This window comes from Photobacterium sp. ABD4_091 (genome assembly GCF_056160145.1).
Genome location: NZ_JBSWWQ010000001.1, coordinates 2,100,445 through 2,113,440, shown reverse-complemented (window position 1 = coordinate 2,113,440; position 12,996 = coordinate 2,100,445). Strand labels below are relative to the sequence as shown.

The 12,996-nt window shown below is 46.5% G+C and carries 13 protein-coding genes; 7 read left to right on the top strand and 6 right to left on the bottom strand.

The genetic code is table 11. The features are described from left to right. Nucleotides 1–23: 23 nt before the first annotated feature. The 3 genes from ACXAGQ_RS09755 to ACXAGQ_RS09745 form a co-directional block, all read right to left on the bottom strand. Nucleotides 24–269 carry a hypothetical protein gene (locus ACXAGQ_RS09755; RefSeq protein ID WP_475253602.1) on the bottom strand — a complete coding sequence of 82 codons (246 nt, stop codon included), beginning with the start codon at nt 267–269 and terminating at the stop codon, nt 24–26. Between the two features lie 662 nt (nt 270–931). After that, a complete protein-coding gene (locus ACXAGQ_RS09750) occupies nt 932–1,693 on the bottom strand; it encodes a hypothetical protein (protein ID WP_475253600.1) in 762 nt (253 codons plus the stop codon). 1 nt (nt 1,694) lies between these two features. Continuing rightward, nucleotides 1,695–1,880, bottom strand: a complete 186-nt coding sequence (locus tag ACXAGQ_RS09745) for a helix-turn-helix transcriptional regulator (protein WP_475254714.1) — start codon at nt 1,878–1,880, stop codon at nt 1,695–1,697. A 248-nt stretch (nt 1,881–2,128) separates the two neighbouring features. Between ACXAGQ_RS09745 and ACXAGQ_RS09740 the strand changes: the two genes are divergently transcribed. The 3 genes from ACXAGQ_RS09740 (at nt 2,129) to ACXAGQ_RS09730 (ending at nt 5,127) form a co-directional block, all read left to right on the top strand. Then, complete coding sequence (locus ACXAGQ_RS09740) at nt 2,129–2,587, top strand: hypothetical protein (protein WP_475253598.1); 459 nt, start codon at nt 2,129–2,131, stop codon at nt 2,585–2,587. 355 nt (nt 2,588–2,942) lie between these two features. Then, entirely contained in the window at nt 2,943–3,170 is a 228-nt protein-coding gene (locus ACXAGQ_RS09735) for a helix-turn-helix domain-containing protein (protein ID WP_475253597.1), read from the top strand. After that, entirely contained in the window at nt 3,163–5,127 is a 1,965-nt protein-coding gene (locus tag ACXAGQ_RS09730) for a DUF2075 domain-containing protein (protein ID WP_475253595.1), read from the top strand. Before ACXAGQ_RS09735 ends, ACXAGQ_RS09730 begins: the two co-directional genes overlap by 8 nt. Nucleotides 5,128–5,203: 76 nt before the next feature. On the opposite strand, the gene ACXAGQ_RS09725 is transcribed toward ACXAGQ_RS09730, so the two are convergent. Then, the gene (locus ACXAGQ_RS09725) at nt 5,204–6,367 is read right to left on the bottom strand and encodes a threonine/serine exporter family protein (RefSeq protein WP_475253593.1); all 1,164 of its coding nucleotides are present in this window, start codon (nt 6,365–6,367) and stop codon (nt 5,204–5,206) included. 441 nt (nt 6,368–6,808) lie between these two features. On the opposite strand from ACXAGQ_RS09725, the gene ACXAGQ_RS09720 reads away from it, so the two are divergent. The 4 genes from ACXAGQ_RS09720 to yjjX all read left to right on the top strand — a co-directional run bounded on the left by ACXAGQ_RS09720 (nt 6,809) and on the right by yjjX (nt 10,266). Further along, entirely contained in the window at nt 6,809–7,090 is a 282-nt protein-coding gene (locus ACXAGQ_RS09720; protein ID WP_475253592.1) for a hypothetical protein, read from the top strand. Between the two features lie 228 nt (nt 7,091–7,318). Continuing rightward, a complete protein-coding gene (locus ACXAGQ_RS09715) occupies nt 7,319–8,425 on the top strand; it encodes a M20/M25/M40 family metallo-hydrolase (RefSeq protein WP_475242539.1) in 1,107 nt (368 codons plus the stop codon). 525 nt (nt 8,426–8,950) lie between these two features. After that, nucleotides 8,951–9,589: a helix-turn-helix domain-containing protein gene (locus ACXAGQ_RS09710; protein ID WP_475253590.1), complete on the top strand. Its 639-nt coding sequence runs from the start codon at nt 8,951–8,953 to the stop codon at nt 9,587–9,589. A gap of 155 nt (nt 9,590–9,744) precedes the next feature. Further along, the gene (gene yjjX / locus ACXAGQ_RS09705; protein WP_475253588.1) at nt 9,745–10,266 is read left to right on the top strand and encodes an inosine/xanthosine triphosphatase; all 522 of its coding nucleotides are present in this window, start codon (nt 9,745–9,747) and stop codon (nt 10,264–10,266) included. Nucleotides 10,267–10,384: 118 nt separating this feature from the next. Here yjjX and trpR read toward each other — a convergent pair whose 3' ends face one another. Both trpR and sltY read right to left on the bottom strand, forming a co-directional pair. Then, nucleotides 10,385–10,702, bottom strand: coding sequence for a trp operon repressor (trpR, locus tag ACXAGQ_RS09700; protein WP_107301296.1), 318 nt, complete (start codon nt 10,700–10,702; stop codon nt 10,385–10,387). Nucleotides 10,703–10,785: 83 nt separating this feature from the next. Next, nucleotides 10,786–12,717 (bottom strand): murein transglycosylase, encoded by a 1,932-nt coding sequence (gene sltY / locus ACXAGQ_RS09695; protein ID WP_475253586.1) that lies wholly within the window; start codon nt 12,715–12,717, stop codon nt 10,786–10,788. Between the last annotated feature and the right edge of the window lie 279 nt (nt 12,718–12,996).

The following is a 12,996-nucleotide window of genomic DNA, read 5'->3' as shown; positions in this document are numbered from 1 at the left end:
GGCTTATTTAATAAGCCCTTCTTTTATTCACTAATATTTAATTCAGAAAAATTAAAGTCTTTTGCTATGCAAATGACAGCATGCCCCTCTGTCATTAAAAAACTTTTCTTCTTAAGTTCGTAGCGTAAGTTATCTAAAAACGTACTTTGAATTCTCTCTCTTTTACAAAGAACATAAAACCTATTCCACGGAATAGTAGTGCAATTCAAATTTTGCTTATGCATTAAGTCAATTATATTTTCAGAAATAGCTGCTGGTGATCTTGACATGTTCCACTCTATGTTTGAAATTTTGCGGGCATGATAATACAAAAATTTTAGATTGCAAATAAAAAAACCTTAAAAAAACCTAGGAACAACCTTACACAAGCCATAAAGAGTCCTTGCGCGACACATGCGCTATCTATAAGTCTTTGTTTAAAAAGAAATAAAAAACTTAAGCGCAATTTAACCAACCAATACTATAATGACACTAGAGGTCGTCGACTATGAAAAACGCGGTTGCTACGCTTCTGTAAGACGTAATCCTTCATAGTTCGCAAGGATAGATTGGCTTCTAGTTGCTGTACATTTAAGTGGACGCACATAAGTGACTCAGCGCTACAATTTGATAATCGACTGTTCTTATTTGAACTTAGCAAGCACTCGCCATGCGAGCGACAAATAAAGCAGGTATAACTAAACCTAGCATGAATCATCATGCTGCCAGAGCTGAAGGCAGCTCATATTAAAGTGCAAACCGGAAATTGCATGGCTAAGAGTCGGTGGCTACACTACTTAGACCATGCATTTCTTCCCTTGGCTCACACGTTAATCTTCTAGTGTTCTTTTCCCTAATCAATGAAAACACTCTTTATCTGCACCAGTAGAGCCTATAGCTACATCAATCTATATAGCCATTACTTATTTCTCGGACAGTGAATGTACTCAAACTATCTCTCATCAAAACTGAATACATAACCTCTTCTTCCCTCCATATGCTGACTTACCAGTGAGTCGCAAAAGTAACTTCGCTTTAACCTTTGTTTACTTGTGTACCTATTCCCTTTTTTTGATTTAATATCAACAACTTCAAAAAATGATAATTTAAAACAGTAAGAGACTTGGTGATAGTCATGGTTTATATGATCAAACTGTAAAGGCTTAGCTTTTCGATTGTCTTTGATATGACAAAGGTTCATTCTTTTGTACTGTTCTTTTAAAGCCTTTTTTGCGTTCACGTTCTGTTCCGTAATTGGAACAATTAAGTGCGCATGCGGAAGCCATAACTTACATACACCATGATAATCGAGTTCAATAGAACCAAATATTGGGCCATGAAAGCCAGCTCTGCTTAACTGTTTTCTGAGCCTATCTTTCGCCTTTCTTACATCGAAAACCGACAATCGCTCATGGCTGAAGGCTCCATTGTAGTCGATCACTGTTAGCATCCAGTAATCCAATCCACTCTCCGTCATTATTGAAACTCTTGGATTGACCAGCTGCATACGGTACTCACGATTACAAAGCTTACACGCAGCACTCTTGCACTTCTTCTCACCGTAAGTGCAAGCTTCAAGTTTATGAACTAGGTTGATATTCTCATTGCCGCCCTCCGCCCATAGTATGTCAATCCTAGCTTCATTTTCTTCTTTAGCTTCCTCTACAGTCTCAAATTTATGCCACTCTTCGAGTGTGCTGACTTCCATCGCCATATCAGCACTCCTCTCTGTAAGACAGAGTTTGACCGGTCATCCTTGCTTGTAGCCATTCTGTAACTGCATGCTCAAACCAACCGACAGCTCGTGCTCCTAGATTTATATGCGGTGGGAAAGAACCTTCCTTTCTCAACCTATTGATTGTTGCTCTGGATAGACCTGTCATTTCTTGAACATCATTCATTCTGACAACCTTTATATTTGGCATGAGTAATCCTCCTTCATTCTGTTACTCACACGCGAATTAGAGTTATCAGCCCCAACAATCCCTTTATCGATTAAAATTCCTCAAAAAATGTGAGCCTCACTTATAGCTCAATTAAATCATATTGATACAGTTGTGATCCTCACAATATCCGTGAGACTCACAGGGAATTATTCTTATTTATTAGGTAAACTGTTTGCTCAAAGAGATAGCAATGGACAGCTAGAATGAGCTCATATGACAATGTTCGCCAACAAAAAGTATCCGAGAGAAGGAAAGAGTCTGGCTACCAAACTAAGCGTCTGTATTTTTTCGCTAAGGACTTAGAGCGAATCGAGAAGATCGCAGAGGAGATGGGTTACGATGGAAAACTCTCTGATGAAGAATACTCAGCAGTTTTGAGAAGCTGTATTGCGGCAAGATATTCTGAGACTTCAAACAAAACAGTCGAAAAGATAAACACCAAAGACAAGCAGTACACATACACTCTAAAGCAAATAGTCCGCTATCGCTTAAAACAAAAAGATGAACCTTCACGAGTGATCACTTTTTTAAACGAATGGCGCTATGGCGTGCCAAACTTAGAGACATTAACGGGTAAGCACATGCGATCTTACAAAGAGCAGGTCAATCCTAGCTCTTGGTGCCTAAACTGGATTGAAGCACTTAGAGGAAAAAGAAAGTAGCCTTTCGCTTTTATCACCTAAGTGATTTATTCTAATGCTCTTCTAGAACATGTGATAATGTATGCTGCAAAATCAATTAATACCCAACCACTTACCCAGAGCCATACCAACGAACTAAAAATCAACAAAAAAAAACAACAACTTAAAACCCTTGCTCAACTCCCGCCAGCTCCACCAAACGTTTGGAAAGGGCGGTAATCGAAAGATTACCGCCCTTTTTGTTTGTTCTGATACTACTAACACTCAATAACTCGCAACTCCTCATCTACGAAAGAAAATGTGACTTATAGTCCGTGGACCAAAAGTCTACAGACGCAGACCATGTCGTTCATAAGCAAGCAAAAAGTAGACTGCCGTGAACGACTCAGTACTCAAACCCTTTGGGTTACACATTAAACAATTAAGAAAGGATACTGCGTTAAGCCAAGAAGAATTGGCTGCGCGTTGTGGACTTGACCGTACCTATATCAGTGGCATTGAGCGGGGCCTGAGAAACGTCAGCCTCATCAACTTGTTTAAGTTGGCACAGGCACTTGATGTTGCACCGGAAAAGCTTTTGGCATTTGAGGTCGACAATGACTAACCGAGCTTTTTACGACGCCACCCTATCGGATTTTCTTCAATCAACCTCAGATAACATTATCGGTAAGCTTGCCAGTAGCCATACCCAGCAATTACAGCATGAACAGACAGGGGCGTGGGCAGCACAAGTTCAAATCCTGCAGCAAGCTTTATCTGATTTAACACCTCATAATGGGCACCTGTTCTTTGAGTTTCTAATCCCACGAATGGGACGGCGCGCTGATGCGGTACTTATCTATCAAGGTATTATCTTTGTTATCGAGTTTAAAGTCGGCTCAAGCAACTACCATTCCGCCGATCTGCGCCAAACCGTCGGATATGCACTAGACCTGAAAAACTTCCATCGAGGCAGTCATTCACTCCCTATTGTACCGATTCTACTGGCAACCGAAGCGGATAAAAGTGGATGGGAGTTAATCTTGGATAATGATGGCGTCGCTAAACCTATTGTTGATAACGGCCAGCAGATAGCCGACATTATCAAGCAGTGCGCAGTTAAGTGGCAAGCGAATCAGGTTGATGCCATTGAGTGGTCTAATAGCGGTTACCTCCCTACCCCTACTATCGTGGAGGCTGCACAGGCACTGTATGCCAATCACGCAGTTGAAGATATTGCGCGTAATGAAGCAGATACTCAAAACCTAGGTGTAACCAGCGACGAGTTACTCGAGCTAATCCACCAAGCCCGAGTCAATAAGCAAAAAATCATTTGTTTTGTCACAGGTGTCCCCGGCGCAGGTAAAACGTTAGTCGGGCTTAATATTGCCAACACCCACTCTAACCCTAAAGATAACGAGTACTCAGTTTTTCTCAGTGGTAACGGACCTTTAGTGAGTGTATTGCAAGAAGCACTCGCCATTGATAAATCTTCACGTACCGATATGAGCAAAGCGGCTGCACGCCGAGAAACGTCACAGTTTATCCAGAATATTCACCGCTTCCGTGATGAGGCTCTGGATGGCTCTATCCCGCCAGAAAATGTCGCGATATTTGACGAAGCACAACGAGCATGGAACGCAGAGCAGACATCAAAGTTCATGCAAACCAAGCGTAATCAGCCCGACTTTAATCAATCTGAGCCTGAATTCTTGATTGAAGTGATGGACAGGCACGAAGACTGGGCGGTGATCATTGCTCTGATAGGCGGCGGGCAAGAGATCAACACTGGCGAAGCAGGGCTTGCGGGATGGCTATCTGCTTTAGAGCATGGGGATTCTCATTGGCAGGTCTACTGCTCGACAGAGTTACTCAAAGGCGAATATGTCTCAGATGGTTTGTCACTAGAAAACCTGCAAAACGCACACAAACTGCCAAGCCTGCACTTAGCGACTTCGATGCGATCGTTCAGGGCCGAAAAGCTTTCTAGCTTTGTACACCATGTTATCGCAGGAGAATGCAAAAAAGCCGCAGAGCTAGCTGATGAGTTACAAGCCCAATATCCGCTTCACCTTACCCGCGATCTCGCTAAAGCCAAACAATGGCTAAAACAACAATCTCGCGGATTGGAAAGCACTGGTATGCTGGCATCTTCTAATGGCATTCGCCTCAAAGCTGAAGGGATCTTTGTCAAAAACAAGTTTGATCCGGTTAGCTGGTTCCTTCATCCCCACGACGATATCCGCTCATGCCACTTCCTTGAAGATGTTGCTACTGAGTTTGATGTCCAAGGGCTTGAGCTAGACTGGTGTCTAGTTGGGTGGGATGCCGACTATCGTTATATGGATCAGCAATTTGAGCATTGGCGCTTCAAAGGCACTAAGTGGCAAAAGCGTAACAAAGAGCAAGATAAACGCTATCTAGAGAATGCATACCGGGTGCTGCTAACGCGTGCACGTCAAGGCATGGTGATCTTTGTGCCTGAAGGAAACGACAGCGACCCAACCCGCCCATGTAATTATTACCAACACACTTACCAATACCTTCTACAGTGCGGGTTCCAAACCTTACCTGTAGAGTAATAGCTAAAAGCAGCAGCTCAAACGCTTGGAAAGACCACTAGTTCATGGAACTAGTGGTCATTTATGTGAGACGTAATTAACGATCAATCTTCGGCGAGTACAGCGAATAGGCGGTGATCTGCCCGGCTACGATTGCCGAGAACATGAAAATGGCAGACAAGCCGATATTAGGGATCGGCAAGATAGATTGCTCGAAGACGGATTGGCTTGCACTGATCAACACGCGGCTACCGGGAACCAGAATGATGATCCCCTGCACGATATAAATAGAACCGGTTAAGTTAAGCAGCTTGGCCATTTTTGTGCCGTACAAAGTGATCAACACAGTGGTCACCCAAGTGCCTACCACCCAGTCACCACCGAAGCCCAGGTACATCGGCCCCCACATGCCCAATACCGCAACCGGTAGCCCAAGCAGAATATCTTGCGGGCGGGCATTGAAGATCACCCCGATCGACGTTGAAATCAATACCAAGCCAAAGACATGCAACCATATCGGGATTTCATTGGTATAAGGGATGGTGTCCACCGGCCCCCACCAAGCCTCACCGATATTCAAGCCTATCATCACGCCGATGAACAGTTTGAGCAGGGTCAGCATGCTTTGCCCGAGTAAAGCGGTACCAGAGACCAAGTCATTGAATGCCAAACATTCTAATGAGTTAGCTATTGAAAGCCCGGGAACAAACAAGACGATCGACGCAATACACAGCGCCCAAACAGGTACATTGATACCCAGGCTCACGATGAAAGCCACAAACAAACCGGTTATCAATGCCGCAATAAATTCAACGGCAATTGCGCGGCGGCCATGGCAAATCAACTGTACTAACCAAACCATGAGCCCAAGTATCACGGCATAGCCCACAGCCTCAAGGGTACTACCTACCAACATTAGATAAGCGGGAGGTATTCCCATATTGGCCAGTGCCACGACCCATTTGGGGTAGTGGAAGTCTTCGGCTGTTTTTTCTTTACCGGGCTGATGAATACGATCGATGGTGTTGGCCAGTAAGGCAAGATTGATAGAGGCAGGTTTGTGGCGCTTCATGACCACGGTATCTCGCTTGCCAAGAAACTGGTAGTTAATCGAGGTTGGCATTGCCTGCACCATGACATCCGCATCATACTTATTGGCATAGTACTGAGTATACTTTTCCACCTTATAAGGTGGGCATCCACAGCGATGCAAGGTATCCCCAATTTCTACAACTTTATTGATAATATATTGCGAAGCCATAGCCAGTTCTGAGTGAGCCAAAAACGGCGTAAGGTAACAAATAAGTGCCACAGAAACGAGTGAGTAAGATCTCAGAATTAAGATTTTAGCTCTGCTATTTCACACACGATAACTTTTAGCGCTTTAACGCTACTAAATCATTGAAAATAATATGCTAATTGTTTCCCAATGGTTATATAAGGGTCTTAAAGATACCCCTTAACACCATCGTTAAATAATCAAAATAACAGCGTAAGTATCTGTTATAAATAAAACAATGATGGATTGGACTTTTCTCAATACCTCGTGCGTCTTAGATATCTTGACCTGCGGTAAATGTACAGGTTCTAAATTTGTAATCATTCATTTCTGACTTTCAATCATTGAGCAATATCATAGTGATCCAACAACCACTTCCATAGGCTTTACTTCTAATCACAATAAAGCCAATGGAACCGGTCAATGAAATCCCCTACAACCAGAATCAAGGCACTACTCGCCATCAAGCCACTGCTGTTTACGGTAATAGCTGCTTTCGCCCTCTCGTTCTCTATTCCTCCACTACACGCGCAAGATCTGGAAGAGATCTTGGAGCAGCATAACGTGGAGGTGATGAAAGAGGTCGCGATAATTCAGGCCCAAATGGATCTGCTCTACAACAAGGACGAGCTCAGTGAAGAAGATACCGAGCAACTATTTCTACTCGAGAACCTAATGGATGAGTTTTACGAAACACTGATGTAGTGCCCTACACTGGCTCTAGGATTCATTTCTTTGGCATATGAATTGAAGCCCTCCCCTTAACGACTCCCCCACACCTCCCCAACCCCAACCGTACATTTCCCCAACAAGCCAGAATAATCACCTTAACATTTCAAGTTTTATAGTGATTACCCCCACGATATTGGTGGACAGATCAAGGTTAGTTCAGCCAGTTCACGTAATATAACGACCATTACGGAGGTGCTTTAAATGGCAAATATCAATCAGGACCGTCTGGTCCAACACTTTATTGAACTGGTTAAAATCGACAGCGAATCGCGCAACGAGAAAGCGATTGCCGAGGCGCTGGCCGAGCAGCTAGGTGAAATGGGCTTTGACGTACAGAAGCTTCCTGTTCCTGCTGAGATCTCCAACGGCTTCAACATCTACGCCAAACTAGAAGGTAAGCTGGAAGGTACTATCCTACTAAGCTGCCACATGGATACCGTGACTCCGGGTAACGGCATCGAGCCAATCATCGAAGACGGTATCATCCGCTCGAAAGGCGACACTATTCTAGGTGGTGACGACAAATCTGGTATCGCAGCCATCATGGAAGCGGTTCGCTGCATCAAGGCTGACGGCGAAGAGCACCAGACTATCGAACTGGCGTTCACCGTTTATGAAGAAGGCGGCCTGCATGGCTCGCAGAACTTCGACATGAGCAAGGTTGAATCGCTAACCGGTATCGTATTCGATTCTGGCGGCCCTATCGGTACTATCATTACTACCGCACCTGGCCAGCAGAACCTGAAAGTAAATATCACAGGTAAGCCTGCCCACGCAGGTCTAGCACCGGAAGAAGGGATCAATGCTCTTACCGTTGCAGCTGATGCCATCACCAACATGAAGCTGTCTCGCATCGACGAAGAAACCACTGCCAACATCGGTGTGGTTAAAGGCGGTCAAGCGACTAACATCGTGATGCCTGAGCTGTTCATCGAAGCTGAAGCCCGTTCACTAGATGACGACAAACTGCAGGCGCAGGTTGATCACATGGTGAGCACATTTGAAGCTGCAGCTGAGAAGCACGGCGCAGAAATCAACATTGCGTCTAAGCGTGCCTACAACGCTTACCGCATTGCCGACAACGACCCGCACGTCGAGAAAATCAAAGCAGCATTCGAAGCCAACGGTGTTGAGCCAATGTGTAAGCCAACAGGCGGCGGTAGCGACGCGAACATCTTCAACAGCAAAGGCCTGAAGACAGTAAACCTGTCTACCGGTATGGCGAAGGTACACACCACCGAAGAGTTCATCAAAATTGATGACATGGTAGAGATCACCAAGTTCTTGTACACCTACCTGACTCGCTAAACCCTACTATAGAGGAAGGCTCGCCTTCCTCTTTATCCCCCGAAAGCATAACCTAACATCCCCTCCCGCTTTATCTGTAATAACTATTTTTCGCTACTATAGATAAGAAAAACGATTAGATACACCTCAACCCATAACCACCACAAATAAAATATCACCCGCAGATTCATTGTGGTTATTGACTAGGCAGTCAGCAAAGAAAAATCCAATATAAACCCTTTACTTTCAGTAATATAAAACAAAACCACAAAGAAAAGCCTAGCGTTTTGGGTCAATAACACCTTAGCGGTAAAGGTTACAAAGAGTGATCTTCATCCAACAAATATTCTGCCGAATTCTTATTTCAATTTGCGAAATTTGTTCCCTTTTTTGCACATCTGGAAAAAAACTGATATTCCCACAACGAAACCAATCGCATTTTTTATACCCGCCAGATCCCCAGCTTGCTGTTAGCAGTACAATCAATATGACATTTAAGAATGCGTGTTTGCATCAGTAAAAAATTTAAGCAGGAAGCTAGTGAGTATGGAATATTTAGAAAGAATTAAGCGTTTAGCGAAAATCCAAGGGATCAGCCAAAAGCAACTTGGTGAAGCCCTTGATCTTCAGCAAGGGACAATGAGCCGTAAGCTATCTGGCAAGTACGGTATCGAAGTCCGTGAGCTGGAAAAAATTGCCGAGGCTCTGAGCACGTCAATCAGCTACCTACTGACCGGTCAGGTTGATACCGGTACCCAGGCGACCACGACAATCAACAACAGCGCAGACCAAGGCACCACCAGCACTTACATCCCGATTATCCACCGCAAAGACTTTATGTCCTTTCGTAGCGGTGCTTCAGTTGACGTGATCAGCAAGCGTGCCATTCCACAACACCTGCTACGCGAAGACTGCCTAGGCCTACTGGTGGATAACGAAAACATTGCCCAGTGTGCCCCAGTCGGCAGCTATGCCCTTGCCACCAAAACGGCCACTTACCGCCCTAAGCAGCCGGTATTTGCGTCAGTGCGCGGCAGCGAGCCAGACTTCTACCATATGACCCAGCTTGCGGATGGCGTGGTTTTCTCGACCTCTCAGCCGGACTTCCCTAACCTGTTCGTCAACAACGGCGAATTCCAGATCCACGGCTACATCATCCAGTCCGACTGGGCTTTCGACCGTTAATTGCAGGTGGCTCGCAGCCGCGAGCCCCCCCTTCCCGTAGTTCTTCCCGTAGCTAATGCTTTCTGGCAGCGTAACGTTTATGAAGGCGAGGTATGAACAGACTATTATTCCGTTTGGCATTAGAATGGTAAGCACTCAGATAACGGATGTTTGCTATGCCTAAGATTATTGTCGCCTCGACCAACCCCGCCAAGATTTCAGCCGTTGAAGACGCCTTCAACCACACGTTTCCGAATGTCCAGTTCACGATCGAAGGGATCAGCGTAGACAGCGGTGTCCGCGATCAGCCAATGAGCGCCGACGAAACCTTGCAGGGTGCAAGAAACCGCGTCAGCAATGCTCGCCAAGCCACGCCTGGCGCAGACTATTATGTGGGCCTTGAAGCGGGTATTGACGGTCAGTTCACGTTTGCCTGGATGGTTATCGAAAGCGGTGACAACCGGGGAGAAGCCCGTTCGGCCTCACTCCCTTTGCCTCCCCAAGCGCTGGAAAAGCTCCACCAGGGCGAAGAGCTGGGCGATGTCATGGATGAAATGTTCAACCAAACCAATATCAAGCAGAAAGGCGGTGCCATTGCGATGCTGACCAACCATCTGCTAAGCCGCAGCTCGGTATACCAGCAGGCGTTGATTTTGGCACTGATCCCCTTCATTCACCCAACATTGTTCGCAAAATAAATTAAGTGATACCACTATGCTTTCAAAGCAAGTGGGGATATCTCCCAAAAACAGAAAGGCCCCCAGAGTACATCAAGTCTCTGGGGGCCTTTGTTTATCAAAACCGTTTAGATGGAGATCACGCGTTCGGGCTTTGCTCTTTCAGCAAGGCAGACAACCATGCCTTAGTGTCTTCATCATGGTGCTTGAGTTCATTGGAGCCGCGGGTAATGGTTGCGACACCCACGCCAAGCAGTTCACTGATTTTACGCTGGCTACGCTCACCATTGAGCAACTCATGCAGAATATTCACTCGGGACAATAGCACCGACCTTTCGTCGGGCGTCAATAGCAGCCTCAGCAAGGTATCGTCCTTGTGCTCGGTCGTTGCCTGACGCAAGATATCAATCACCTGCTGCCACTCGGTAAATTCCGGGGTTTCTTGAATATTCGACATGTCATCCTCATTTGATGTACTCGTTCTCGAGTACTGATTCTATCCCTTTAACCAGCGACAACCTAGCCTTTGGCAAAAAAAAACTAATACTTGGTGCTGAGCTCATTCTCCGTCAGCAATGGCACCGGGCTTTTAGTCAAATCACCATAGTAGATCTCGAACATCAACAGATTCTGGACATATCCCCGGGTTTCATTGAACGGAATCGCCTCGATAAAGGCATAGACATCCAGTCGGCCATCTGTGCCTTTGCGCCAACGGGTCACCCGGCTCGGGCCTGCGTTGTAAGCAGCGAAGGCAAAGATCCGGTTGTTGTCATATTGCTCGAGCATCATTTTAAGGTAACCACTGCCAAGGCGAATATTGACGCCGGGATCAAACAGGCTGTTTTTTCCTTCGTAGTTGCGCCCTAGCTTCTTGGCGGTTTCCTTGGCAGTAGCAGGCATCAGCTGCATCAGGCCGCGGGCACCAACCGGCGAGACCGCCTCGATATTGAGCGCACTTTCCTGGCGGGCCAATGCCATCATGGTGGTTACCGGCAAATCACGTTTCTTGCTAAAGAAATCAAACCACCACTTATGGGCAATCGGGAAGCGCAACTCGACGTATTCCCACAACTGGCCGGAAATAGTCGCCTGTACCGCGAGATGATGCCACTTATTGATGGAGGCATAAGAAGCCAAGGCTATTATCTGATCGTTATCCAGCCCGCGCAGCAAATAGTGCCATTCGCGGTTTGCCGCTAGCAGCTTATCGGTGGCGATAAGCTCTTTGACCCGTGCCAAGGTTTGCTCGTATTCCTTCATATCGGTACGGTAATCACCCGCGGTTTTCACCGGATAGGTGATCGGTTTACCCAGTACAGTTGCAGCTGCGGCGCTGTAGAAATCGCGCTGACCCAAGATCTGATTATACTTTTCTTCAGCCAACGCCTTGTCACCGTCACGCTCGGCCAACCGGGCCTGCCAAAACGTCCAGCGGGTCGTCTGCTTGGCCTCATCAGGCAAGCGATTCACCCAAAGCTCGACCTCTTGCCACTTGTCTTCGCGCATCGCCTGGCGGATACGACGCTCGAGCAAACTGATGTTAGTACTTTTCGCCAACGCGTTATCGCGCCATTTCTGCAGTTTCTCATCATCGGTCGCCATCAAGCGGCTGGCGGTATAGTCTGCCAGCGACTGACGCTTGGCTTCCTCAAAGTGCTGCCCCTGTACGGTGTTGTGATACTGCTTTACCGCTTCCTTGACGTCACTGCGCACCAACTTTTTGTATGCCAATACAGTGAGATTCTGGTTGAAGGGGGTCACTTTGCTGCGCTTGGAGAATGCCGCAACACCCTGGGGTTTATCATAGAGATCCATCACCGCCTTGCCCGACTGCTTGCTCTTGGCCCCCAACTGTTTGTTGAGGTATTTGAGCCGGCCACGGTTACCTTCTTCATAAACCAATAACATGCGATCCAAAATCAGGACATCGGTCCGCTTGCCCGCTTTCTGCCAAGTGTTCAGCAGCGGATCACAGGCATCATGGGTGGATTTCCCCGTTAGCCACAAGGTCTGTGCTCCCTGCCAGGCAACGTCTTTATTGCCAAGCTTGCTCTGGGCGTAATAGTAATGGCAGCGCAATACCTGGCTGCGCGGCGGCAGAGGCTGAACCTCAATGAAATTCTCCCAGCGCTGGGTTTTTGCTAGGTGATTGAGATAGCGATCCTTGACCGTTGTACTGAACGGCAAGGCAGAGAATTGATCAATGAATGCCTCAACTTCGCCGGGCGTTTTGGCATACAGGTTTTGGATAAACTCGCGGTAATCGAGATAAGGCGTCAGCGGGTAGTCATCCAGACTGCCGCGAAGCTTTTCGTACGCTGCCTCGTCCCTCTCTTCCAAGGCGACTTGCGCCTGCTCGTAGCGTTCGCGCTGCTGTTCAAGGGTTGATGCCTGCATCAAAGGCGATAGCAGCAAGCCAACCGACAGCACAAGACCTGAAATTACTTTAAGGTTTTTATTGCTATACACAGCACCCTTCCATTCGTTGTCCATGTTCATTCAGGTCAAAAACCTGTGTGTTTTATTGCATATAAAATCCATTACTACAAGCCTCTGCGTGATGCAGGGCTGGCGCCAATAACCTTCAGGCGGCCCAATATTGAGCGTAATACCAAATTGTCGATTTGAATAATCACGATCGCCTGCGGATAACAGAAAATTAACACCGCAATGTTGCAGGAAATCGCACGGTAAAAGGCACCCGCTACGCAAAGATGGGAGCAGAGTGGTACCTTAACGCTCAGTTGG

Excerpts from the sequence above, each read along its gene's own strand:
- ACXAGQ_RS09755 (WP_475253602.1), bottom strand. The coding sequence starts at position 269 with ATGTCAAGATCACCAGCAGCTATTTCTGAAAATATAATTGACTTAATG.
- ACXAGQ_RS09750 (WP_475253600.1), bottom strand. The coding sequence starts at position 1,693 with ATGGCGATGGAAGTCAGCACACTCGAAGAGTGGCATAAATTTGAGACT.
- ACXAGQ_RS09745 (WP_475254714.1), bottom strand. The coding sequence starts at position 1,880 with ATGAATGATGTTCAAGAAATGACAGGTCTATCCAGAGCAACAATCAAT.
- ACXAGQ_RS09740 (WP_475253598.1), top strand. The coding sequence starts at position 2,129 with ATGAGCTCATATGACAATGTTCGCCAACAAAAAGTATCCGAGAGAAGG.
- ACXAGQ_RS09730 (WP_475253595.1), top strand. The coding sequence starts at position 3,163 with ATGACTAACCGAGCTTTTTACGACGCCACCCTATCGGATTTTCTTCAA.
- ACXAGQ_RS09725 (WP_475253593.1), bottom strand. The coding sequence starts at position 6,367 with ATGGCTTCGCAATATATTATCAATAAAGTTGTAGAAATTGGGGATACC.
- ACXAGQ_RS09720 (WP_475253592.1), top strand. The coding sequence starts at position 6,809 with ATGAAATCCCCTACAACCAGAATCAAGGCACTACTCGCCATCAAGCCA.
- ACXAGQ_RS09715 (WP_475242539.1), top strand. The coding sequence starts at position 7,319 with ATGGCAAATATCAATCAGGACCGTCTGGTCCAACACTTTATTGAACTG.
- ACXAGQ_RS09710 (WP_475253590.1), top strand. The coding sequence starts at position 8,951 with ATGGAATATTTAGAAAGAATTAAGCGTTTAGCGAAAATCCAAGGGATC.
- yjjX (WP_475253588.1), top strand. The coding sequence starts at position 9,745 with ATGCCTAAGATTATTGTCGCCTCGACCAACCCCGCCAAGATTTCAGCC.
- trpR (WP_107301296.1), bottom strand. The coding sequence starts at position 10,702 with ATGTCGAATATTCAAGAAACCCCGGAATTTACCGAGTGGCAGCAGGTG.